This window comes from Mesorhizobium sp. P2_E7 (assembly GCF_056403855.1).
Genome location: NZ_JBFUER010000001.1, coordinates 2,812,831 through 2,837,672 on the forward strand (window position 1 = coordinate 2,812,831; position 24,842 = coordinate 2,837,672).

Here is a 24,842-nt window from a genome sequence, read left to right on the forward strand (position 1 = left end):
TCAGACCGATCTGTCGGGCAGATAGATCCTGTCGCCCGAGACGATCATATCCGGCGTCAGGATGTGATCCATGTTGAGCATCATTGTCTGCGCGACATCGACCGACTGGCTCCTGGCGATCAAGCGGATGGTGTCGCCGCTTTGCGCCTGGACCCAGCGATAGCCATCCTTCTCCAGCGTGGGGTTCGTGCGGCCTTCGGCATCGCCTTTGCCCTGGGGCTCGACATAGTTGACTGCCTTCAGGCCGCCACGCGGTCTCCCGCTTGTGGGAGGCGGCGACTGCGGTTGGGAGGACGTCGATTGAGGCGCCGGCGGTTGCGATGACTGTGGTGCTGGCGGTTGAGAGGCCGTCGTTTGGGGCGCCGGCGACTGAGATGACTTAGGCGATGGTGGCACCGGCGACTGGGACGTCGTTGGTGTCGGTGTCGGTGTCGGCGGTGTGGCAGGCTTTACCTTCCAGGGTTCGCCGTCGAGAGTGTCCCAGGCAAACAGGATCATGCCGACGCCGAAGGTTATTCCGAGCGAGAGGCGATCGGCCGTCGCCCAGCGCTTGTCGGACTTGGCCCTGTCCTCGGATTCCTGCTGCGTCCTGGGAGCCGGCTTGCGGTTCAGAACATCGGTTCTGGCGGCCGACGCCCAGAATTCGCTGCAGCCGACCGTGAACAGGCCGCCCGCTACCCAGGCCAATGGGGAATCGAGGTTCTGGAATGTGTAGAAGGCCGACCCAAGCACATAGAGCGGTTCGCCGAGATGCTCGCCCGCATTTCGGAATACAGTCCGTCCTGTGAAGACTTGCAGGCCGGTCTTGGTGCCGAAGATGATATTGCCAAGACCATAGGTGCCGTTCACCCACAGATTGTCGCCATGCAGGGCAGCGTTGACGGACCCTGGCGCCGCGAGGACGAAGGTTACCGCATTGATGGCGTTGAGCGTTCGCCCAAGCCGCGTGTTGCCTGCCGTGGCGTTGGGAAACAATGCCTGGGCGCTGAAGACAAGGCCACGAACGCCAAAGGCCACGCCGGCGGCCGTCGCCGAGATATGCGGCGGCAGGGTCTCCCGTATCGTAATGGCGGCGGTGGTCATCCCGCCGAACGTCGCGAGCAATTCGCGGTTTTCCTTCCACCTTGCATGGCCCAGAACTTCGTCGACCGCGGCGGCCTGTACAGGCGTCATGGTCTTCTTGTGAGTTGCCCGGAAAGTCGTCATCTGCAGCGAGGAAAGCGCCTTGGCCTGATCCGCTGACATCCACCCGAACTGCTCGGGCGTGAACTTGCGAAACAGGCCCGGGCTCATTTCGCCGAACAGTTTTGACGGCACTTTCTCGATCTGCGGTTGGGTGAAGGCTTCAATGTGGTCAAGCGGGAAGTCACCCCATTGGGCCAAGGTCAGCTGCGGGACCTGCTTTTCGGTCAGCCAGGGGACCTGTCCTGCATCGAGCTTCGTCACATCGACCCCGCCGATCTTGTCGTCGGGGATCGCTGCGACCATGGGCTCTGTAAATGAATTCAACCGGCCAGCCTCGCCCAGATCCGCGAATTGCTTTGAGGTGAACTTCGCGACCTGGTCGGGTTCGAACCAGGCAATCCGGCTTGGATCCACCTTCGTCATATCGAAGAGGGCGACCTTGTCTCCCGTGATCTGCTGCCATTGCGGCCGCGTAAGGTTTGAACTCAAACCGGTATCGATCAGATCCTGCGTCTGTTTGTCGGTGAGATTGCCTATGTGGCCCTTGGTCAACCAGGGAATTTGTTTCCCTTCCAGACCCGCAATGTTGACATCAACGATCTTGGTCTCAGGGATGGCGCGCAATTGGGCCCTGGTGAGATGAGGCAGCAGGCCCGCACGATCCATGTCACCCAACTGCTGTTTCGTCAGTTTCGCCACCTGCTTGGGTTTCAGCCAAGAAACCTGGTTCGGTTGAAAATTGCTCATGTCGAGTCCCGGCACTCGAGCGAGCGGGACCTTCTGGACGCTACTTTGGGTAAACCCCTTCTTGGGCTGGCCTTTGTTTGCGGGCGCGGGCTGGCCGGGTTGCAGCAGAGGTCCGGTGGCGCCGCTTATGTAGTGGTCATACGATTTGTCGGCCTGGTTGCGATAAAACTCGGTGTAAGTCCCCTCGCTGGTGCTCGGCTGTTTGTCGCCAATCAGCTTTGCCATGTCGGCGATAGCCTGGGGCCGACCGATCTCGCCGGACTTGTATTGGACGAATATTTCGGCCATCGGCACATCACCGGCGAGAATTGCAGCCGGCTTGCCGCCATTGGCCGCAAGCTCGTCGGCCACGACATACTGAGTGAATGTCGCTTCGCCCTCGGGGTGCAGATTGGCTGAGACCACCGCGTCGCCATGAGCCTGCTGGTCGCTGAAATTGTCGGGTTTGAGGTCGACCGCGCCACTGGCAGCGTGCTTTGACTCATGGCTGAAAAGGTCGACGAATTCGGCAAGCACGGTGTCGCCGTCCGAGCCGGGCGCGCGGAACGTTTCGGCGTCGACAAAGATGACGCCCAGATTGCTATCGAATTGCGATCCGGTCGCTGTCACGTCCTCGCCGGTGCCGGCGTCGGAAAGCCTGAGATCGCGCCGCGCCGGGTTGACGATACGCACGCCCCTGTCATGAGCGTCGCGCAGAAGGCCCATAAGCGTTGGCGACCTGCTGAACTGATCCACCAGATTGTCCCTGGTGACTTCCGGCATGCCGAGATCCTGATGCAGCATGTCATTGAGCAGGCTCGACGCCTCCTTGCGATTTGCCGCGATTTCGGCCGGCGTCAGAGGCTTGGCCATGGGGTTGTCGAATAACCCATCCAGGACGACTCGTTGCTCTTGCGATGGCGGCCTTGGCGCCGGATTGCCAGGAGTGGCGATGTCCCTGCCTGTTGGCGATGAAGGCAGTATGTTTTGACGGGCATCGCCCTCGAACAACAGATTGAGGTAATGAGCCTGCGTGGGCGTCAGTTCGCCCCGCGCCTGCTGATCCAATTGTTGCCGCAGTGCTTTCCACGCCGCCTTGCTCATGCCTTCGGGCCGCCCCTGGGCAGTGGCGAGCTGGTCCGGATACGGCGCATTGCCGAGTTCCGGGAACACATCCGATACGCGTTCGCCGGCAAGCCTGAGCTGCGGATCTGGAGAGGCCGCCGTCTCGCCGAGATAGGCATCGAGATGCGCCAGGAAATCCGGTGTCACGCGCCCGCTAGAAGTCCCCAGCGCGGACAGGACCTTGTTTGCGCCTTCGCTGAATTGGGGATGCGGGCGCGCGGTCCGGTCATGGGAAACCAAGGCCTTGTTCACCGAGCCGACCTCCGCCGTCAGCAGCGGCAATTGCGGAAGGCTCACGGACGCGCCGAAGCCGTAATCCGTCCGGTCCAGCCGGTTGACGGGGCCAGCGCCCGCCTCACGTGGCACACCCTGGAAGGCAACGCTGCCGCGCCAGGGCTCCTTGCCGCCTCCGAAAGGCGCAACGACGCTGAAGTTCCGGTAGAGGACGCGATCGTCCATACCGGGCACCTTGCCTTCGGCGCTGTAGTGGCTGGCGCCGCCTCGCGTGGCCTCTTCCCAGAACGAGGCCGCCTCACGGCTGAGCGGGCCTTCTGGCCTCAGCGTGTAGCCCGGCCGGCCGCCCTCGCCGCCAAGATAGTAGAGCTTGCGCGCGACGAAGGCTCCGCCGACGGAGAAGCCGCCGATGGATATGGACAAGCCAAAGGCTTTTTCGCTCTGGTATGTATTCTTGGTCAGCATCGGCGCAGCGCCGACCCACCGACTGTTCGCGTCGTCGAAAGCGAAGTTCGGCCGGTAGCCATTGGCGAACAGTGTCTGACCTCTCGCATCGTCGGGATGGACAGGCAGCAGGAAGCCGGTGCCGCTGGGACCGTTGTTCTTCAAGCTGAGTTCCCCATAGGCCTGGCGGCTGGGCAGCGGCAAACTGATGCCGAACATCGATCCGCCGAGACCAAGCGTGTTGGTCGCCAGGCTGTTCAGGGCCGGCCCGCCAACAATGTTGGACTCGTGCTCCTGCAGGAACCAGGAGACCGTCGCGCGATCGGAACGCCAGACCCCTTGCGCATCGGTGAAGAAGTTCGGCGAGCGCCACGAGCTTGCGCTGTCGGCATCCCGCAATTGCTGCAGAAGGACAGGCACGGTGCTGTTGATTTCGGTGCCGACCTTGGGCTTGCCGCCAGGCAGTGCGTCCGCCAGGGAATGGGCCAGCGACCGGACAGCGGGATCGGCGGATTTTTGCTGGTTGGCGGCATAGGCGCGCATCTCTCGCCACAGATGCGGCGTCCACGTGTCGTGCCCGGACAGAACCTTCTCATTGTAGCGGCCTTCCGGCGAAAGCTTGCCGGATGGGCTGAACGCCCGTCCCGGCTGCAGCCTGGGACCGTAAACCCACGTGCCGCCGGCATCGGCGGCAAGAACCTGCAGAAGCGCGTCCTGCTGCTGTGGCGTCACGGCCTTGCCGGGCTTGGTGGCGCGTCCCTTCAAAGCCGGCAGCGCGGCCTTTGCCGCGGCGGCAAGGCTCGGATCGGTGGCGCCGGTCGCGGCCTCGACGTAATCGCGCACGATATCGCGGCCGGCATCGGTCCACCGGGCATTTGCGGGCAGCGCTCCCGATGTCAGCAACTGCTCGCCGCCAGGCAAGCCGCTTTCGGACGACAGACCAAGCCGGCCGATCACTTCGGCCGGCGACTGCGGCAGTCTGCCTTGCGCGCCGAACACCTGGAGGGTCGTCACGCCGTTCGTCGAAAGCTGCCCGGCCGGCTTCGAGCCGGTGAAGACACTGTTCTTGTCCGCACCGAGTATTTCGGTCAACGCATGATGCTGAGCCGGCGTCATTTCAGTGCCGGCCTCTGGCAGGCCCCTGCCCCCCAGTTGCAACCTGGTCGTGGTCACGGCATCGCGTAGAACCGGATCCGTCGAACGCTCGAGCGAATGCAGGTAGTCGCCGACGAGTTCCACCTGCTGCGGTGTCCATGTCGATGCAGGCGTTGCCGTCTCGCCGGGCAGTTCCGGCAAAGTCGCGGCAAGCGTTTCTCCCAGCGCCGAGCGGTTCGTGATCTCGGCATTGTCCTTGGGATCGAAGGTATGGACCTCGTGCGCGGGCGTGTTGACCCGAAGCTGGCCGTTTGGCGTCGTCATAGACAGGCGTTTGGCCCGCTCGACGGTCGAGCCGGAACCGAGGTAGCCGGCTTCCGTGACATGTTCAACCGGCACGACGTCGCCGTGGACAATGCTTGCCTGCGGGCCGGCGATGATGACTGTCGCTTCCAGATATTTGCCGCCCGCCTCGACATAGATGCGCTGTCCCGCAGCGGCCCCTTCCGGAACCGGTCGCTGGTAGATGCTGTCGACCAGTTCGCCAAGCTTCGGATAGTCATAGCGGGGGGCGGTGTCGAGGTAGCGCGTACCGATGCGCCTCAGGCCGGCTTTGATGGCGAGGAACGTCTGGCCGAAGCTCAGCGGGTTTGACGAGAACCTGTTGATGACCGGCGTGCCGTCGGACCGAACGGGCCGGGGTTGCCCGGTGTCGGTCACCGCACTCGTCTCGGCCTCTTGCCGCGTGACCGGTTCGGTTGTCCAGCGGCCATCGTCGCCGAGATAAAGAACCGGCAAGGAAGGGTCGAGCACGACGGGAGCCGGCACCGGCTTCGCTGCGGCCTCGATTGCTTTGGTTTCAGGCAGGGCCGTCGTTCTTTGCTCCGCCGGCAGATTGAAGTCGGAAAGGGTCTCGCCGGTATGGCGGTTGCCGATCGTATAGCGCATCAATGGATGGGAGCCTCCCGCGGAACCGCTGGCGTCCGGTGAGGTTTGATCGCCCGAAAAACTGCGGCTTTCCGGGTTCCAGATCAGGGGACGCTGCGCATTCGCCGCGACCACCGTGCCTGGCACGACGATCGGATCGCTGTCGGCGGGCGCATCCCCCTCCGGCTTTGTCGATGACCGCGAGACTGGAACCAATGCGGTGCCAGGTTCGCTCGCGCCACCGGCATCGTCCACGTCTTGGCGAATGACGGGAAAAGCAGGATCGTGGTAGACCAGTTCGCCTGTGTCCACAAACACGCCGTCTGCGTCGGCTTCCAGAAGTTTCATCGGTTTTCCCGAATGGCCTATGGCTGGCCCGGAGGTCCAGGAATCGGTGTAGTCGGACGAGGCATCCTCATTGAAGCTGGCGGGCCCTCCCTCGTCGCCTGTTCCCGGGCGTAGCGTGCGCAGCCCGTGTATGCCCAGGCCAGTTCCGGTAACGCCGGTACCCACGCCAAGGATTGCGTTGGCGAACTGGAGACCGCTCATCTGGTCTCCATTGCTGGCGAGATCGATAACCGACGCACCGACCAACGGCAGGCCTGCAGACACAGCGCCGACATCCACGCCCCAGGCCGCTTTGTTGAGCTTGGTGCCCGATTGCATATAGGTTTGCGTCGCATCAGCCAGCGGCGAACCCGCGCGTGTCGCGCCGATGCTGCCACGGAAGGCCTGAAGCGCGTTAATTTCCTTTTCGCCCAGGGCGACCTTCCCAGCCATGCCCACGGTGCGAAACGTGCTGGAGACTCCCGGCAAAACCGTTGTCACGACGCTGCCGATATTCATCAATGAAGCGCCATCGTCCCACTCGCCACCGTGGTCCAGATAGTCGACCTCCTTCATCAGTGCCCGGGCCCCGAGATACGCCGCTCCCGTATAGGCTATTGGCGCCGCGACCGGCGCTAAAGGCGGTATAAACGACAGGACGGTGGCGATGCCGGTGCCGAGGCCGATCAGCGGATCGACAAGCCTGTCCATGACCGAGACGTGACGCGCATCGACCACCTCGAGCGCGATCTTGCCGTCATCGCCGGCCTTCATCTCAAGGCCCTTGGGAATAACCAGCTTGCCGCCTTCGGCAAACTGTATGGTGTGGTCCTGCATATCGGCCACGTCGGCAAAATCATGCGAAGTCGCATCGACAAAACGGGTGCCGCCGTCGCCGTCATGCACGGCAAAGAGGGCCGTCGGCCGCATGCCTACGTCTTTATCGACGTAGAAGATCGGCACGACGCGCACCGCCGCATTCTTGCCGCCGATATCGCGAATCGCTTGCGCCACATCGTCGACCGTCTTGCCGCCTTGCTCGGTCGAAGGATCGAGATTGAGCGCACGGGCTACAGTGTTCTCGAGGTCCTTGCCCGGCTGTTCGTGGAACGTGTTGTCATAGCCCGATTTCAGCATCTGCTTGAATTTGGGCTGATAGATCACATCGAGCGTCTCCTGCTCATGCCTGTCCAGGTAGGATCTGTCCACGCTGGCGTTGCGCTCGATCAACAGCGAGGGCTCACTCGCCATGAGCTTGTGGTAGTCGCTGAAGCCCTGCACCACCTGGCGCAAATCTTCCGCTTTCGAGATCTTGTTGCTCGTTGCTTTCAGCGCCAGCTGGGCGGCAGCCAGCTTCGGATCGACCCAGCGGCCGGTGGCGTCGCCGTCCTGTGTATCGAGATCGATCCAGACCGCCTTGCCGCTCTGTGTCAACGCATCGATGCCTATCTGCGAATAGGCCTGGGCAACGTCCGGCGCCACTTTGATGGTCTGCCCGTCAACATCGATTTCGACCGGCTTCTCGCCTTTGGCCAGGGTTCCGTCAGGCGCGTTGATGGTTCCAGATCCGTTTGGCGCCGCAAGGCCCTTGTTGACGTCGGCCTGCAGCCCGGCCAGCTTGGCTTTCAAGTCCGCAATGCCCTTGTCGAGCTGCCCGTTGAATGTGTCGTTGAGCGTCTTGGCCGCATCCTGCTCGGCGACCTTGACGGACTGCAGACCGTTTGACGTGCATTGCAGCGCGTTGGAACCATCCCCTTGCAGAAGTTGCTGCCAGTCCTTGTTGAGCTGGCGGTCGCGGTAATCATTGCGGACGTGCTTGTTGTCCGGCCCGTAGGTAAGCGCCTGTTCGGTCGTTCCCTTGTCGAAATGATTGACCACCCACAGCTGTCCATCATCACGAACCTCGAGGGTGGATTCGTGATAGTGTCCCAGGTAGTCCCCGTTGTAACGGCTCACCGCCTCGCTTGGGTCGAATTTCTGCTTGGCTAGATACTCGATGAGCAACTTCTGCTCCAGAGCGTCCTGCCGCGCGCCGACCTGCGCGGCGTTGTTGTGGGCGTCGTAGTAGTTCTGTTGGGCCTGCGCCAGATCCAGCTGACTGGTCGCGGCAGTCTGCAGCGCCTTGAGGTCCTTGTACTCCTTGGAGTCCACGGGAACGCCTTTGAAGTCGGCCTCATTCAGCATGGAGTCGATGGTGAGCTTGTCGCCCTTGCTCAGATGCAGACTTACTTCGGAAAACTGCCTATCGGTGGCGGCATGGTCGGCAACCTTCTGAGCGTATGACGGTCCGGGCGGGGCGCCAACCGGCCCCACGGAAGGCACATTCGGATTGGTCAGCGGGGCGAGCTTGCTGTTGCCCGCAATGGCCTCGCTGAGCACACGTCCTGCGTTTTCATACTCGGCGCGCGCGCCTTGCGCGTTCTTGAGCATGGTATTGGCCTTGGTCAGCCGATCCTGTGCCTCGGCGAGCGTTCCCTGCGGCTTCTGCACGGTCCATACCTGCCCCAAGGGGGCCAACCCCTTGTTGACGGTGGCGCGCGCTGCGGAGACGGCGTCTTTGTAGGCGGGATCGAGAAGTTGAACGTCCAACTGAGCCTGCTGCTGGGTAGCCAGCGCGCGTGTCTCATTTACCCGCGACCACGCAATGTTCTTGTTGATCATGGCCTGGGCAACTTGCGGATCGACCCAGGTCCAGACGCCATCGATATTCATCGGCGTCCACTTCCCGCCGGAAGGGGCGTTGCCTGGCGGCGGGGTGCCGAACGTACCAACCACCTTGTTGTTGCCGTCAAGCTGGGCCGGCTTGCCCGGGCCGTATTTGTCGAGCAAGGCCTTCAAATCCAGATCGGCCTTCGACGCATCCGCAATCAGACCAGGCAAGGCCTCCCCGGCCAGAATGCCCTCGACAAGGGTCTTCACGACCTGGCCTTCCTTAGCCACCTCGGGGTCGCTGCTGTTGGGGTTCACGGCCATCAAGGTTTTGGCCAGCGCCGCCTGCGTGCTTCCGGCATCGATGGCCAGATCGGCGCCCGTGGCGGCGTTGTGCAGCGTCATGCTGCCGTCGGGCCTGGTGGTCAGCGTGTAGCCATTGAAGGTGACCGTTACGGTCGTACGGCTGCCGCTCGCGACAGTGACCTTTTCGCCCGGATGGATGACTGAATCGCCAGGTGAACTGAAAAGCTGCGGGTTGGCCCGCCGCAAGTCGTCAACCGTGACGCCATATTGTTTCGCAATCGCGCCCAGGCTGTCGCCCGATTTCACCTCGTACTCGATCGGCTTGCCGCCGTTGATCTGCTCGGTGGTCGTGGTTGTCACCCGGCCGTCCTTGTCGGTGACCGTCTTGACTTGCGTCCCAGCCTTTGGATCGACGGCGGTGGTCGTGGTCTCGCCTGTCGCGATGGTGCGAACGGTTTCACGGGTCTTGCCGTTGCCGTCAGACCATTGCGTGGTTTCCTTGCCACCGGCATTGGTCACGACAGTGCGTTCGTCGTGCTGGATGTCGTTGGTGTAAACGGTTTTTGCGCCGGTGTGCGCGTCGACGATTTCGACCGACTGGACGTCGCCATTGTCGCTCGTTGCCGCCACGCTCTTGACCTTGTAGCCGGCCGCCTGCAACTCGGCGGTAACCTGTTCCGGCTTGAGATTGTTCTCCCGCGCGATCTGGTCGATGCTTTTCCCCGCGGCCAGGCCGTCCGTGATGATGCGCGTGCTGTCGCCGCCCGGCTTCTGCTTGGGAGCCAAGGTGGTCTTCGTTCCATCCGGACCGGTAACGGTGGTCACCGGAATGGACGGGCCGCCGCGCGGCGTCACCGTCTCCACCGACGCGCCGTTCGGCATCGATGTGCGCTCCGTTACCGTGCCCGTGCCGAGATCGTCCTCGTAGCGCGTCGTCACCGCGCCGGTGTCGGAATTGTAGCTGCTGGTCTCCTTGCGCCCGAGCCCGTCGCGCACCGGCGTCGAGGTCGCCGGCCCGCCGGTCTTTTCCTGCACGCTCGTATAGTAGCTGTCATGCTGGTAGTCGTAATACTGCGTGACGGTGCGACCGGTGCTGTCTTTTATGCTCGTGGTTTGGACGTCGCCGTTGCCGCTGACGGACACATCCATATGTCCGGACCTCAGTGCATCGATGACCTGGTCGGGCCTCATACCGCGCGCGGCGGCGATCTGGTCGATACTCTTGCCGCGCACGGCTTCATCGACGATGCCGCGCGCCGTTGCCGCGTCATCCTCAGGCTTGCCGACGCCAAGCTTGAGAGGAGCCATGGCGGTCGGCGCAAACTCGTTGCGCTGAGGAAAGATGTATGGCGTCAGCGCCGTGGAGGCGCGCACCGGCTGAAAGCCGTTTGTGGTCGCATTGGCGCGCGCCAGGTTGGTCACCGACGCCGCTTGCGCCTGAAGCCGGGCTGCCTCGATCGCGCTCGCAATCGCCTTTTGCAAATCGAGCAGGGTCCTGGCGAACGATATCATGGGGGCGACCTCCGGATTGCGTTGCCGGCGACAAGACAGCCGCCACCCGCTCCGGTCGCACCCCTTGAGGATGCTACCGCGCGGGCTTCCAATAAATGCCGAAAGCGGCGAGTTGCTCTTCCGACTGCCTTACCCGTTCCGCAGCATCCGGCTCGGAGCGCGCCGCCATCAGCGCCACCAGCAGTTCGACGGCCGCGAAAGCCGGCGCCATGCTGCAAAAGAACGACTGCGAATTCGATGTGACGATGATCGTCTCTTGTGCGATCCGCGCGAGCGGCGCGACGCTGCTGTCGGTGATCGCCACCACGCTGACGCCTTGCCGGGCCGATTGACGCGCCATCTCGATCGTCGCGCGCTCATAGGGCGCCATGCTGATGGCAAGCACCATGTCGCCGCGGCCGGCGCGCCGGAGAGCGTCCAAGCCCTGGCCGGCCATTTCAGTAACGACAGCCACAGTGCGGTCATCGTCGGCCAGGAGCGACATGAGGTGCGCGAAGTGGCTTGCGACGGGATAGGCCGCGCGCGAGCCAAGACCGAAAAGGCGTCGCGATCGTTGCAGGACGTCGGCGGCGGCAATGATCTGCATGGCGCTGGTATATTCGCCGAGGCTCGAAATCTGGGCGGCAAGACTGTCGGCCACGACGCCGGCCACCGAATAGCCCGTTTCACCGGCTCCTCCGATCGCTTGCCGTGTCGTGCCTCGCGTGCTCGCCTCGCGCAACGCGCGAGCGTAGAGGCTGCGCATATCCTCGTAGCCTTCGAGGCCGAGCCATCGCGCCAGCCGCATCATCGTGCTGTGCGAAACGCCTGCCTGTTGCGCCTGTTCGCGCATCGACATCAGCGCCACATCCTTGGGATGATCCAGCACAAAACGCGCCGCTACCCGCAACTGCGGCGGCATCGTTTCGAAGCGCTCGACCAATAGTTCCGCCAACGGACCATTTTCCATTTCATCAAACCCCTTTGACCCCTATCGCAGCTTACGCCTCAGACGCCTGCAATGCAACACTTGGAACTAAATTGGTTCATAAATTCCAAATGGACTTCCAATTTCAGTTGGACTGCCGTAAGGTGATAGTCGCAAGAGGCCAGACAGCATCGCGCGGTCGCCTGGCGTTTGTAATTCGAATGGTTCTTCAAGGAGACGATCATGACCACAACCCCTCCGATCACCTCTGGCGGCTCGCCGGAAGACAACCTCGAGAAGATGATCAAGCAGCAGGAACGCATGTTCAGCCTCGAGGTAAAGAAAGATACCGCGAAATCTGAACATGACATGAAAATGGGCCTGGCGAGCACGATGGGCCGGTCCGCCGAAAAAGTCTGACGGCTTACCGAATTCACGCCGCCGCGAACAAGCGGCGGCGTCCTCGCCGCCCGGCACCTTGAAAACCGTCATTGGGGAGACGAACCGGCATGACCGCCTTTTCAGCCGGCAAGCCAATGGAAGCGGTGCAGTTGCCACAGTTGAGGGCTGCAGGGACGACGCCCGCCGGCCATCCGATCGTCCTGGCCGTCATTCACGGCGTGCACGGCGGCGCCGAAATCAGTCTGCTCGAACCCGTTCACACAATCGGCTCCAGCACCGAAGCCGACATAGTCCTTGGCGATGCCGGCGTAGGGCCGATTCACGCAAGGCTGCGCCGTCACGGCGGCATCGTCGAGATCGAAGCGATCGGCGGTGACGTGGTCCTCGCCTCGGGCGAGACGATCGAGGAAGGACATGGCAGCCGTTGCAGGCTTCCCGTCATCATGACGCTCGGTGGCGCGACGGTCCGGCTGGCCAGCCAGCGACGGTCGACGGATTGGACCGCTGCCGGCCGCCTGGCTATGGCCGCGGGCTGCATCGTCTTCGTCCTGTGCGCGATCACCTTCACGGCAAGCGGGCTGTCGAAATCCTTGCCCGGCCTCACCCACCTGGCGTCGGCGTCGGACGGCGAGCCTGTCAAAGTCGCCTTCGCCGACCAGGCCAGGCAACGGACGCTCGACGATTCCTCGCCGCTCATGGCGCAGACCCTTGCCGAGGCGGAAAGCCAGCTCAGGCAGCGCCTCGACCAAAGCGGCCTGGGCGCTCTGACCATTGAGAAATCATCGGAGCGTCTCGTGGTCTCGGGCGTGATCGCCAATGACATGTCGGGCACATGGACCGAAACGCAGTCATGGTTCGACCAGAAATTCGGCGCCCATGTCGCGCTTGCCTCCGCAGTCATGATCGGCAACGCCCAGCAGGCGCCGCGGCTGATGCTGCAGGCGATCTGGTATGGCGAGCAGCCCTATGTCATCGCGGCCGACGGAGCCCGCTATCACGAAGGCGCCTTCACCGACGACGGCTGGACGATAAAGCATATCGGCGACACGGAACTCCTGCTGACCAAGGGCGGCGCCACGGTCGCGCTGAAGTATCAATGAGCCGCCGGCTCGAAGGGCCACGGCTGGACACGGCGCGAGCGGACGGCCGCGACGTCCGCCAGGCCGAAAGCGTTCGCGGCCAATCGATCGGCCGGCGACGCATGAACGACGCGGAGAGAACCGCAAGCCGCGCCCGGCAGGCGGCATCGGCCGGAGCCGCGGGAGACCCGCAAGTGCCGGAATTCCAACCGGCCAGAAATGCAGCCGACCTGTCTCTCGACGAGGTGCTCCTCGACTTCGTCATGCCCGTCGGCGCGGAGTCTGGAATCCTGCGGCGCTGCGTGCCGATTTTGCAGCGCTTCGTAGCGGACCTGGTTCCAGACCTTGAGGGCGGCGAGCAGCTCAGAACGCTTGCCGTGACGTTGATGGAAGAGGAAATCGAGCGCCATCGCAATCTGGTCGGTCGCATGCAGGAAGGAAGCGGAATCTGATTGAACCGCAAGAACCGGTGCATCTGCTGCATGTCCTGGGCTATCTCTACGGGTGTCACGGCCAGGCAAAGCGGGGCGTGGCCTACCTGCTCATCGCCGCGCAGCTCGAGCCACGCAATGCCGGCGTGCTGAAGACGCTTGCCCATCTGCTGATCCTGGAGGGCGAAGCCGAAAAGGCGCTGGCGACGGTTGCCAGGCTGGAGACCATGGACGGGAATGACCATCCGGCTCTCGCTCTCTTGAAGAGCCGCGCCCTGCTCGCGGCCGGCCGCAAGACGGAAGCGCGCAGCGCGCTCCGCAGCTTCCTATCGCAAAGAGGTAGTCAATGACGCAGCGGCTCCTGCAACTCCTGGTCAAGCTGTCTCGCCGCAGCGACCTGGTCGTCGCCGTCCTCCTGCTTTTCGCGGTGGTGATGATGCTCATCCCGCTGCCGACATTCCTCGTCGACATTCTCATCACCACCAACATCGCCATCAGCGTGCTTATCCTGCTGGCCGCGTTCTATGTTTCGCATCCGCTGCAGTTTTCCTCGCTGCCGTCGGTCATCCTGATCGCCACGCTGTTTCGGCTGGCCATCACCATCACGACGACACGGTTGATCCTGCTGCAGGCCGATGCCGGCGGCATCATCACCACCTTCGGCACCTTCGTGGTCGGCGGCAGCATCGCCGTCGGCCTGGTGATCTTCATGATCATCACCGTCGCGCAGTTCATCGTGGTTGCCCGCGGTGCCGAACGCGTCGCCGAGGTTGCCGCCCGCTTCTCGCTGGACGCGTTGCCGGGCAAGCAGATGAGCATCGATGCCGAGTTGCGCAACGGCGATATCGACCAGGCCGAGGCGCGCCGCCTGCGCCAGCAACTCGAACGCGAGAGCCAGCTTTTCGGCGCCATGGACGGCGCGATGAAATTCGTCAAAGGCGACGTCATTGCCGGCATCGTCATCATCCTGGTCAATCTCATCGGCGGTTTCAGCGTCGGCACGCTGCAGCACGGCATGTCGCTCGGAGAGGCGGCCACGACCTATGCGCTGCTTACCGTGGGTGACGGGCTGGTCGCGCAGATACCTGCGCTGCTCGTTGCCGTTGCGGCCGGAACCATGGTGACACGGGTCGGCAGCGCGGATGGAAAAGGCGATCTCGGCGCACAGATTACCAGTCAGCTCCTGCGCGATCCCCGAGCCATCGCACTGGCCGCCATCATCATGGTCGGCCTGGCCCTGGTGCCGGGCTTTCCAGCCCTGGTGTTCCTGGCAATCGGCGCCTGTCTTGGGGCGGGCGCCTATCTGATAAACCGCGCAATGCGGCGCCCCGACGAGGACGAGGACGCGGGCCAGGCCGCGGCTGGGGCTGCCGGCGACGGCAAAGCCGCGCTCGCAGCGCCTCAGACCCTGGCGCTGCCTGCGTCCTATCGCATTGTCGTGCGTCTCGGACGAGGGCTGGCGCAGGCTATATCGGAGACCGAATTCAGCACGCTTGCCGAAAGCGTGCGCGGCGAATTGTTCGGCGACCTCGGGGTCAACGTTCCAGCCATCGGCATGGAGGTCGACGAGACCGCTTCGCCGCGCGGCATCCGCATCGACCTGGAAGGCGCACCGATCCTCGACGAGGAAATTCCTGCCGCGCGCGTCCTCGTCGAAGCCGATGCCACACATCTCGAACTGCTTGACGTGACATTCGAAAAGGCGTCGCCGGTTGCCGGCGGGCGCAAATCCGTATGGGTCGACGAGCGCAATGTTCACGTCTTGAAGGAGGCAGGGTTCAGCTTCGCGACGCCGGCCGAAGTGGCGGCAAGATGGGCGAGCAACGCGCTTCGTCTTTATGCCGGTCATTTCGTCGGTATCCAGGAGACACGCAAGCTCCTGTCCGACATGGAAGGCGAGTACGCGGATCTGATCAAACAGGCACAGGAAATCGTGCCGCTGCAAAAGATCGCGGAGGTTTTGCGCCGGCTCGTCGGCGAAAACGTGCCGATCCGCAATCTGCGCCTTATCCTCGAAGCCATCGTCGAATGGGGCCAGCGCGAGCAGGACGTCGTGCTTTTGACGGAAGGGGTGCGCACGGCACTGAAACGCCAGATCAGCTTTCGTTGCGCGGATCGCAACAACATCATTGCAGCCTATGTGCTGCAACGATCAGCCGAGGACATCCTGCGAAAAGCCGTGCAGACCATGTCGAGCGGCACATTCCTGAACCTGTCCGACGACGATGCGCAGGCCCTGGTCGGGGAGATCGAACAGGTGCTTGCGCACAATACCGCCAATGCCGCGCCCGTGGTGCTCGCAGCCATGGATGTGCGGCGCCATATGCGCAGCCTGCTGGTGCACAATGGCATCGAACTTCCGGTCCTGTCCTTTCAGGAACTGGCGCAGGAATTCAACGTCCAGCCGCTGGCCACGATCACCGGTCGTTCCGGCAAGGCCGGGCGCGGCGGCGCGCAATCGCTGCCGCCGGCGCAGGCAGAGTCCGAGCGCGAGGCCGCTTCGTGAGCAAGTCTGGCGGACGGGATATTGTCGGGGAGCGGGAGACGCACGGTTAAGATCGAAAGATGAGCCAGGAAGCGGAAGAAAAAACACTGCCGGCTTCCGACAAGAAGCTGCGCGATGCTCGCCGCAAAGGACAGGTGTCGCACAGTCGGGATCTTGTCTCGGGCTTTACCTTCCTTGCAGTGCTGGCCTATCTCTACGTCGCATGGCCAATGCTTCTGGACCACGTTCTGCAACTGGTTCAGACCGTGACCACACCCGGCGGCGCATTCGCCGATATCAGCATGCGAGCTGTGCGACACACCTTCTCGGTGCTGATGATCGCCACCTTGCCATTGGTTGGGATCGTTGTCGTGCTCGCCATCGTCTTCGGCATGCTGTCGACGTTCGGCCCGGTCTTTTCCTTTGAACCGCTGAAGCCGCAATTCGACAACATAAACCCGGCAAAGGGTCTTCAGAAAATCCTGTCGCTGCGCAATGTCATCGAATTCGCCAAGAGCCTGATCAAAGTGGTTCTGTTGGCCGCCCTGTTCGCAATTGTCCTGGCTTCGTCGCTGCAGCCGTTGTTCGACGCGCCCGGCTGCGGCCAGACATGCCTTGGGCCGACCGTCCTGGCCGTACTGGTGCCGCTGGGCTCTGCCGCAGCCCTCGCCTTCGTCGCTATCGGCGTGATCGATGTTCCATTGCAGCGCTGGCTGTTTCTTCGCGACATGCGCATGACAGTGAGCGAGTACAAGCGTGAAAACAAGGACCTCGAAGGCAATCCCCTGATCCGCCAGGAACAGCGGCGGCAACGACGTCAGGCCGTGACGAGGCCGATAAGGCTTGGCGTGAAAAATGCGGTGATCGTGTTCGTTTCCGCCGACCGTGCCGTGGCGCTGCGTTACATCAAGGGCGAGACGCCGGTGCCGGCGGTCGTCGCCAAAGGCCAGGGCCGCGCGGCTGGCGAACTGGCAGCCCAGGCGCGTGAGGCAGGCATCGTCGTGGCCGAGGATGCGGCGCTCGCCGAAGCCTTGTTCGAGGGGGCGCCGATGGGGTCCTATATCAAGCAGGAGATGTTCGCGCCGGTCGTTCGCCATCTCTCCCGCAACGGCCTCACCTGAAGCGCGCCGCGCAGGAGCGTTCGGACGATCCCGCTTCAATAGACTCTGAAGGGACCGATATCGGCGCGGCTATCGACATCGGTGATGAGCATGTAGCCGGGCGCGTTGGTGATGAAGATTTCCGGGCGCGCGCGCTGCAGGGCATTCTGTGCGGTAAGGCCCGACGCCCAGAATACTGGAACTTCATCTTCCCGAACCCCAACCGCGTCGCCCCATTCCGGGGCCTCGATGTCATTGATGCCGATGACGTCCGGCGCGCCGATGTGGATTGGCGCGCCATGGGCCTGAGGATAGCGAACCGAAATCGCCCTCACCTTGTCGATATCGATGCGGCGGATCGGGCGCATGGAAACAGCTATGCTTCCGCTGAAGGGTCCCACACGGACTGCCCTGATGGCGCTGCGATAGACCGGCACCTTCATCCCCATCGTCACATGGCGCAGCTCGATGCCACTTTCGATCAGCCTGTTCTCGAACGTGAAGGAACTGCCCAGGGCAAATGTGGAAAAATCTCCCCGCCACTCTTTGGTTATGTCCGTCTTCCGGCTCACCAATTCGCCAAACCGGTAGACATCGTATTGCGGCGCGTCGGTGCGCAGATCGATGTCGCCGAGCGCTCTTATGTGGGGCGACCCAACATTGCCTACCGCGACCAGTGGGCATGCCTTTGGGTTTCTGGCGCAGAACTGCTGAAATTCGTGGGCATATCTGTTTGGGATCACCACGATATTTGCCTGAAGTTTGCCTGCCGACAGACCAGGGGTCCGTCCTACGAATTGCCCCAACCTGATGGAAATGCGCAGCCTTGCCGCGCTCATTTTGCGGACGTCTTCGTCCTTCTTCCATGTGAGTAGCCGGAGAGTTGCGGCGCTCATGGCAACACCATGCGCAGAGCCGTCCCGGCCATTGGCGGGGTTGGGCGCTTTCCTGGTCCGATTTCCCTGCGGAATGGTTGAATGGGTTGCAGCCTGAAGTCGGCGCAAGACGGTCCCAGGCCGCAATCGTCGCACGGCCTGGTCGTGCCATATCGTTTCAGGCATCCGACCTTCCGGCAGGATGCGTGGCAATGTCGCTGCCTCATTATCGAATTTACAGCGACCGACATCCTTCTCCCTCGTAGGGCAGGATGGACTCTATGATCTGAGTGGTCTGTGCGCGATACCGCATGAATTGATCCCGATACCGCATGCTGTTGCAGTGGCCTCCAGCAGCCCGTTTCCCTGGTCCCTCCGGCGCCACGGCGAATCTCGAACACATCGTGAGAGGACCTGAACTGCAGGCTTCTGGCGCACGCGCCCCTGGTCGCCGCCGGGAGAATTGCTGTCGTTCTCATCGTGATGGACCTAGAGAGAAAGGATCCTGTCAGCCCGTGTCGCCGCTTGCCCGGATCGTCTTCAACAATGCCTGTTGCGTTGCTTGCCGGTACCAAACATGGGGTCGCTAAGGACCGCCAGCTTTCTCGACCCGGTAGCCGAATGTCGCGACGAAGCGTTTGCGGTCAGCCGGGCTGATTGCATCCGTGACGATCGTGAACCCGGCGCCGGGAGGGGCGACGCGCACCAGTGCGCGACGAGCGAATTTCGAGGAATCGCCGACCGCGAGCACATGCGCCGACCGTGCGATCGCCTGCTGCTTGACCGCCACTTTCTCAAGATCGAAATCCATCAGTGCGCCATCCTCGTCGAAGCCGGAATAGCCGAGCACCGCGTAGTCGAAACGGAAGCGACCTATCATGGCCAACGTCGTCTCGCCGGCCAGCGAACCGTCGGCGCCGCGCACCGCGCCGCCGAACACGAAGAGATCGATACCGGGGCGGCCGGTCAAAATCGCCGCGGCCGGCAGGCCCGCCGTGAAGACGCGCAGCCGCCGCTTTCCACATAGGGCCCGCGCGACGGCTTCGACGGTGGTGCCGACATCCAGAAAGACGATACTGTCCTCGGGAATCAACTCCGCCGCCCGCTCAGCGATGCGCAGCTTGGCATCAGCGGCAACCGTTCGCTTTTCGGAGTAACCCAGACGCACGGACGCCTCGCACACCCCGACGCCGCCGTGAAAGCGCTGCAACAGGCCTTCGGCATCGAGCTTGATGATATCGCGACGCACGCTCTGGGCCGAAACGCTGAAATCGCGGGCCAGCGTGTCGATGGTGGCAAAACCGTGCTGGCTGACGATCTCGACGATGCGCGCCTGCCTTTCGGTAATCTTGTCGTTCAAGCTGGCTTCCATGGGTCCGACCTTGTCGCGGCAGCTTCGAAGTGTGTAAGATATCTTCCATACACTATCGCAGCATGATAAGCCTGCGGCAAGAGGAGAATAATGGTGAGCGAAGAGTTTTTATGGTCGGCGTCCGAGAAAGCCCTGTTCGGGCCGGACGGCCGGTTCGATGCCTGGGCCATGGTATGGCGCCCTGGCGACGGGCCTGCGGACGCAGTTGCCGTCAGCGCAGTCGAGGCACTGCGCAGGCTGGCCGCCAATGGCGGCATCCGCCGCGTACCGGTCGGCATAATCGGACCGAAAATCGCCACGGACGACGAATTGGCAATGGCCGAACATATAGGCGGCGAGCTGGCGCGGCTCGGCCTGCAACTGTTATGCGGCGGCAGGAATGGCGTGATGGAAGCCGCCTGCAAGGGTTGCAGCGATGCCGGCGGAATGGCGATCGGCCTGCTGCCCGACGACGAATGGACCGCGGCCAACGACTATGTCGCCATTCCCATTGCCACCGGCATCGGCCCGGCCCGCAACGCCATCATCGCCCGCGGCTGCCAGATCCTTATCGCCATAGGCGGCGGGCACGGCACGCTTTCTGAAATGGCGCTTGGCCTGCATTTCAACCGCCCGGTTCTGGCGCTCGGCAACACGCCTCCGGTCGACGGCGCCACCCTGTGCAAGGATGCCGGCGAGGCCCTCGCCCGCCTGGCCGGATACATTCTGCGAGGTCAGAAACCAAACTTGTCATAAATCTATCACTCGCTGCGGATACATGACACGATGAACGAAAACTTCCACGTACAGCCATTCAAATCAGAGGGACGCGGTTCGTGCTGCCAGTAACCGTTTTCTATCTGATCTTTCTGGCAGCGCCGATCCTGCTGTTGCTCATGGGTTCGTTTGGCGAGACGTGGAGCAACACGCTTCTGCCGCAAGGTTTTACCGGGCGCTGGTATGCCGAGATCGCGGCGGACCCGAGCTTCCGCCGCGCCTTCACGACCAGTCTTCAGGTCGTGGCGGCCACATGCGTCCTCAACATCATCGTCGGCCTGCCGCTGGCCTACGCCATCCACTCGGCAGCCCATCGCGGCCTGCGCTTCGCCGCGAGGCTTGCCGCGCTGATGCCGGTGGCTGCGCCCGAACTGGTGCTGGCCTTCGGCTTCATCCTGGTCTTTTCCTCGGACAGCCTGCCGTGGCTCGGCAGTTTCTGGCTGCTCGTCGCCGCGCATCTCGTGCTGACGCTTCCCTACAGCGTCACCACGCTGCTTGCCGATATGGAACAGCTGCGCCTTGCCGACTACGAAGGCGTGGCAGCTTCGCTTGGCGCGGGCTTTGCCCAACGCGCCCGCGACATCGTCGTGCCGCTCCTTGGCGCGAGCCTGACCTCTTCCCTGCTGACGGTGGCGGCGCTGTCGATCGGCGAGTTCCAGATTTCCAATCTGATATCCGGCTTTCTCTCGCGCACCTATCCGGTGGTGCTGCTGCAGGCGTTCTACGGGGCGACGGGATTTGCCTGCGCGGCAACCGTGGTGCTCCTCGCATTGGCCACCATGGCATCGCTGGCGAGCTCGCTCGCGGCACGCACGACGGCCGGCGGGAGGACGGCCTGATGCTGGATCTCGACCAGGTCTCGTTCCACTATCCGCGCGCGAACGCCGGCGTCAGCGATGTGACGCTGACAGTCGCGCCGGGCGAGTTGGTCGCCGTCATAGGCGCTTCCGGCTCGGGAAAGACCACCTTGCTCAACCTGCTTGCCGGCTTCCTGACCCCGGCTCAGGGACGCGTGATCATCGACGGCAAGGATGTCTCGGCCATGCCGCCGGAGCGGCGCGATCTCGGCATCGTGTTCCAGTCCTACGGCCTCTTCCCGCACATGCGCGCCTGGGAGAACGTCGCCTATCCGCTCAAGGTGCGGGGCATGACGCTGACTGAGCGGCGCAGGCGTGCGCTGGAGGCCTTGGAGCGCGTCGGCATGAGCAACCGCGCCGACAACGCACCGCGCGAACTTTCAGGCGGCCAGCAGCAGCGCGTGGCGCTTGCCCGCGCGCTGGTGTTCCAGCCGCGCGGCCTTTTGCTGGACGAACCGCTTTCGGCGCTTGACGCCAATCTGCGTGTCGAGATGCGCGACGAGATCTTGCGCGTGCAGCGCGCGGCCGGCATCGCAACGCTTCTGGTGACGCATGACCAGCAGGAGGCGCTGTCGATCGCCGATCGCGTCGCCGTCATGCGCGACGGCAGGCTGGTCCAGGTGGCGCCGCCGCGCGAGCTCTACGACAGCCCTGCCGATGAGGCGGTGGCGCGCTTCGTCGGCGAGGCCAACCTCTGGCGCTCGACCATTACGGCCGCGGGCCACATCGAAACGCCGGTCGGCGTTCTCGCCTGCGACACGGCCGGCCATGCCCCTGGCGCGACCGTCATTGCGCTCGTGCGGCCCGAAAGCGTGGTTCCGCTCGGCGCGGATGCCCTGAGACACGTCAACGCACTTGCCGGCAACATCGTCGCCGACCGTTTCCTCGGCTCCACGCGCCGCATCGATCTTGCCGTCGGCAACGGCACGGTGCGGCTGGAAACTCGCATGCGCGAAGACATAGGCGGCGTCGCCATCCCGCCGGACGCGATCCGGCTGCTGCCGCCCAGCCAGCAAACCAGTTAGTCAAGCGACAGAGAGGAAATCGCAATGAACACGCATATCGGCCTCGGCGCCGCCCTTCTGGCAGCCTCACTGCTAAGCACGCCTGCTTTCGCCTTCGATGGGCCGGAACTCTACCAGGGGGAGCAGGCCCTTTACGACGCGGCCCTTCAGGAGGGCATGGTCGTCTCCTTCGACACCGGTCCGACCTGGGCCAACTGGGCTGCCGAATTCAAGGCCTTCAAGACCCGCTATCCGGGCGTCGAAATGGTCTACAACGATCTTGGCTCGGCCGCGACGGTCGTGACGCTCGACAAGTCGAAGAACCGCCCCCAGGCCGATTCCGCCTACTACTTCGCCGCGTCCGCGCTCGACGCCGCGTCCAAGGGCCTGGCGGCCGATTTCAAACCGGTCAATTTCGACAAGCTCCCGGAAGCTTTCCGCCATCAAAACGGCCAGTGGTTCACGGTCCATACGCTCAACGTGTCGTTCCTCGTCAACACCAGGCTGGTCAAGAACGTGCCGCAAGGCTGGGCCGATCTCTTGAAGCCCGAATACAAGAATTCCATCGTCTATCAGGATCCGCGCTCGACGGGGCAAGGCCAGGTGATTGCCTTCGCCGCGGCCTTCGGCAATGGCGGCAGCATGGACGACGTTCAGCCCGGCATCGACTATCTCGGCAAGCTGACCGCGGCCGGCAACGTTCTGCGCACCGTCGGCACGACGCCTTACGCCCAGTTTCTGAAAGGCGAGATCCCGATCTGGATCGGCTACGAGAATGACGGCCTGAAGGCCAAATACACGGACGGCATGGGCGACGACATTGCCGTGGTCATGCCGAAGGAAGCCTCCGCGGCCGCACCCTACGCCATCTCGCTGGTCAAGAACGGGCCGAACCCGAATGCGGGCAAGCTCTGGCTCAACTTCATCATGACAGAGACGGGACAAGGCATCTTCGCGGAAGGTTTCGTGCGTCCGTCGGTGCCTGGCGTCAAACTGCCCGAGAGCGTGGTCGGCAAATTGCCGGACGCCCCGCAACTGAAGCCGATCGATATCGTCAAGGCGACCGCCAGGAAAAGCGAGATCGATGCCGGCTGGGCGAAAGCGGTGCTTGGCCAGTAATCATTGCCGCATGGCGGTCCGCGAGGACGAACCTCGCGGACCGATGCACAGCAAGGAACAAAAATGTCCGTAAGAACGCCCAGCGCCGTCACTGCGTCATTCGCCGTGCCAGGAACGGTGGTATTCGGCCTGTTCTTTGTTTTGCCGCTGGCCGCCATTCTGACCGAAGCCGCGAGCGACGGCGGTTCCGCCTTCGCCCGCGTCTGGGACGATCCGACGTTCTGGACCGGCTTGCGCGGATCCATCCTGCTTGGCGTTGCCGCCCCGCTCTTTTCGCTTCTCGTTGGCGTGCCGGTGGCCATCACGCTGGCGCGCCTGCCGCCGCACATGCGCACCTCGCTGTTGATCGCCATCTCGCTGCCCTTGACCTTCTCCGGCCTGATTGTCGCCTATGGCTTCATCTTGCTCTTGGGACGCGCGGGCTTCGTCACGCTGCTTCTGGCAAAGCTCGGCTTCGACCCGGCGGCGGTCGGCGGCTTCATCTTCTCCACCTTCGGGCTCGGCCTCGCCTATTCCTACTATCTGGTGCCGCGCGTCGTTCTCATCGTGCTGCCGGCCGTGCGCAATTTCGACACCGTTCAACTGCGCGCAGCGCGCTCTCTGGGAGCCAGACCCCTGCGGGTTTTGGCGGATGTTCTGATACCGCAGATCATGCCTTCGCTGATCGCCGCTTTCTGCCTCACTTCGGCGGTGTCGGTCGGCGCCTATGGCACCGCGCTCGCCCTGGTCGGCACGCAAGTGAACATTCTGCCGCTGCTGCTTTACAGCAAGATCTCCGAGACCGGCACGGACCTGCCATCGGCAGCCGTCATCTCGATCGTCCTGATGGCGATCTGCGCCTGCGCCATCGCCATCGGCGAGATCGTCTTCAGCCGCTCCAGGACGCGCGGCTGACCGCGACTTCGGCGTCTGCCGCCAGCCGGATTGCGGTTGGCGGCCACTACAAACCAACAACAGGCCAACGAGTCGATTTACTCATCCGAAGCAGGATGGTGCGTCGGCAAGTCCGCCCACTCGCGGAGCGAGAAATTCGATGTCGGATCAGCCGGGGCGGCGTCGCTGGCGCGTAGCCGGTCGAACCAGTTGACCACCCGGCCAATAGGTCAAACGCCCTTTGTCCCAACTGCAAAGGCTGCCCGTCGCGGCGCAGCAAGCGGTCCGTGCCGTCGAGCACGAACGGGCCAAAGGAGTTGTGTGCATCTTCCATGGACACAATGATAGCCTGTCTCCTCGAGCTGGTCATCGCACGCTCGCTGGACAGTATGTCTTGCTCCCAACCCGCATCGGTCGATCGCGAGTTCTTGAGATTAGCTCCCGCTAAATAACGGGATATATCTGGGACTTAGGGCCTACGCATTGGTCGCAAACCAACTGCGACTTATAGTTAAGTCAGAAATTTATGTTGCTTCACAGATACTTAGCTGTAAAAAAAGCTGAGCCCAAAGCATCCAAAGGTTAACCGTTTGTTAAACGATAGTTGACTCGTCCCCGTTTCGAGGAAGACGATCAGCATCGGGACTGGGGGATGAGCACCTACAGGGGCACCTTTGTCCGGGTAATGGGTAACAGGGGTTAGACAAATGACGAAACTTCTCAAGCAGTTCCGCGACGACGAAAACGGCGCCGCCATGGTCGAATATTCGATCCTCATCGGCATCATCGCAGTCGCATCTATCGGGTTCATCATCGGCATTGGTGGTTGGGTCACCGGCCGCTTCACCGGCCTTTGCACTGCCATGGACAACTCGGGCATCGGCTCTTGCGCTTCCGGTTCCGGCAGCTAATTGACCACATCGCGCGCCTAACCAGCGCGCATGCGATAGATGGCATGGGGTGACTTGGAGGTTGCCCCTGCGCCAGGCTATCGGCCTAGAGGGAGCCGGTGTTCATAGCGCCGGCTCTTTTTCGTTGTCTCAGTTTGAAAG

Annotated in this window: 16 protein-coding genes; 12 read left to right on the plus strand and 4 right to left on the minus strand. The window is 63.0% G+C overall.

Annotated features, from left to right (window positions below; genetic code table 11):
• Both AC1DYC_RS13925 and AC1DYC_RS13930 read right to left on the minus strand, forming a co-directional pair.
• Entirely contained in the window at positions 1 to 10,014 is a 10,014-nt protein-coding gene (locus tag AC1DYC_RS13925; protein ID WP_477407092.1) for a LysM peptidoglycan-binding domain-containing protein, read from the minus strand.
• A gap of 589 nt (positions 10,015 to 10,603) precedes the next feature.
• Positions 10,604 to 11,464, minus strand: coding sequence for a MurR/RpiR family transcriptional regulator (locus AC1DYC_RS13930; protein ID WP_477407094.1), 861 nt, complete (start codon positions 11,462 to 11,464; stop codon positions 10,604 to 10,606).
• Between the two features lie 216 nt (positions 11,465 to 11,680).
• On the opposite strand from AC1DYC_RS13930, the gene AC1DYC_RS13935 reads away from it, so the two are divergent.
• From AC1DYC_RS13935 to AC1DYC_RS13960, 6 genes are all read left to right on the plus strand, one after another.
• Complete coding sequence (locus tag AC1DYC_RS13935; RefSeq protein ID WP_477303437.1) at positions 11,681 to 11,857, plus strand: hypothetical protein; 177 nt, start codon at positions 11,681 to 11,683, stop codon at positions 11,855 to 11,857.
• Positions 11,858 to 11,946: 89 nt separating this feature from the next.
• Positions 11,947 to 12,939: an FHA domain-containing protein gene (locus AC1DYC_RS13940; RefSeq protein WP_477407096.1), complete on the plus strand. Its 993-nt coding sequence runs from the start codon at positions 11,947 to 11,949 to the stop codon at positions 12,937 to 12,939.
• On the plus strand, positions 12,936 to 13,370 hold the full coding sequence (locus AC1DYC_RS13945) for a hypothetical protein (protein WP_477407098.1): 435 nt from the start codon (positions 12,936 to 12,938) through the stop codon (positions 13,368 to 13,370). The genes AC1DYC_RS13940 and AC1DYC_RS13945 overlap by 4 nt, the downstream gene beginning before the upstream one ends.
• 17 nt (positions 13,371 to 13,387) lie before the next feature.
• A complete protein-coding gene (locus tag AC1DYC_RS13950; protein WP_477332766.1) occupies positions 13,388 to 13,699 on the plus strand; it encodes a tetratricopeptide repeat protein in 312 nt (103 codons plus the stop codon).
• On the plus strand, positions 13,696 to 15,855 hold the full coding sequence (gene sctV / locus AC1DYC_RS13955) for a type III secretion system export apparatus subunit SctV (RefSeq protein WP_477407099.1): 2,160 nt from the start codon (positions 13,696 to 13,698) through the stop codon (positions 15,853 to 15,855). The genes AC1DYC_RS13950 and sctV overlap by 4 nt, the downstream gene beginning before the upstream one ends.
• 59 nt (positions 15,856 to 15,914) lie before the next feature.
• Positions 15,915 to 16,955: an EscU/YscU/HrcU family type III secretion system export apparatus switch protein gene (locus tag AC1DYC_RS13960; RefSeq protein ID WP_477407101.1), complete on the plus strand. Its 1,041-nt coding sequence runs from the start codon at positions 15,915 to 15,917 to the stop codon at positions 16,953 to 16,955.
• A 35-nt stretch (positions 16,956 to 16,990) separates the two neighbouring features.
• Here AC1DYC_RS13960 and AC1DYC_RS13965 read toward each other — a convergent pair whose 3' ends face one another.
• Together AC1DYC_RS13965 and AC1DYC_RS13970 are read right to left on the minus strand one after the other, a co-directional pair.
• Positions 16,991 to 17,995, minus strand: coding sequence for a putative hydro-lyase (locus AC1DYC_RS13965; RefSeq protein WP_477407103.1), 1,005 nt, complete (start codon positions 17,993 to 17,995; stop codon positions 16,991 to 16,993).
• A gap of 400 nt (positions 17,996 to 18,395) precedes the next feature.
• The gene (locus tag AC1DYC_RS13970) at positions 18,396 to 19,169 is read right to left on the minus strand and encodes a DeoR/GlpR family DNA-binding transcription regulator (protein WP_477407105.1); all 774 of its coding nucleotides are present in this window, start codon (positions 19,167 to 19,169) and stop codon (positions 18,396 to 18,398) included.
• 105 nt (positions 19,170 to 19,274) lie between these two features.
• On the opposite strand from AC1DYC_RS13970, the gene AC1DYC_RS13975 reads away from it, so the two are divergent.
• From AC1DYC_RS13975 to AC1DYC_RS14000, 6 genes are all read left to right on the plus strand, one after another.
• Positions 19,275 to 19,916 (plus strand): TIGR00725 family protein, encoded by a 642-nt coding sequence (locus AC1DYC_RS13975; protein WP_477407107.1) that lies wholly within the window; start codon positions 19,275 to 19,277, stop codon positions 19,914 to 19,916.
• A gap of 80 nt (positions 19,917 to 19,996) precedes the next feature.
• Positions 19,997 to 20,776, plus strand: coding sequence for an ABC transporter permease (locus AC1DYC_RS13980; RefSeq protein WP_477407109.1), 780 nt, complete (start codon positions 19,997 to 19,999; stop codon positions 20,774 to 20,776).
• Complete coding sequence (locus AC1DYC_RS13985) at positions 20,776 to 21,819, plus strand: ABC transporter ATP-binding protein (RefSeq protein WP_477407111.1); 1,044 nt, start codon at positions 20,776 to 20,778, stop codon at positions 21,817 to 21,819. The genes AC1DYC_RS13980 and AC1DYC_RS13985 overlap by 1 nt, the downstream gene beginning before the upstream one ends.
• A 24-nt stretch (positions 21,820 to 21,843) precedes the next feature.
• Positions 21,844 to 22,917: an extracellular solute-binding protein gene (locus AC1DYC_RS13990; protein ID WP_477407113.1), complete on the plus strand. Its 1,074-nt coding sequence runs from the start codon at positions 21,844 to 21,846 to the stop codon at positions 22,915 to 22,917.
• A gap of 63 nt (positions 22,918 to 22,980) precedes the next feature.
• Positions 22,981 to 23,811: an ABC transporter permease gene (locus AC1DYC_RS13995; RefSeq protein WP_477407115.1), complete on the plus strand. Its 831-nt coding sequence runs from the start codon at positions 22,981 to 22,983 to the stop codon at positions 23,809 to 23,811.
• Positions 23,812 to 24,497: 686 nt separating this feature from the next.
• The gene (locus AC1DYC_RS14000) at positions 24,498 to 24,701 is read left to right on the plus strand and encodes a Flp family type IVb pilin (protein ID WP_477407117.1); all 204 of its coding nucleotides are present in this window, start codon (positions 24,498 to 24,500) and stop codon (positions 24,699 to 24,701) included.
• Positions 24,702 to 24,842: the final 141 nt, after the last annotated feature.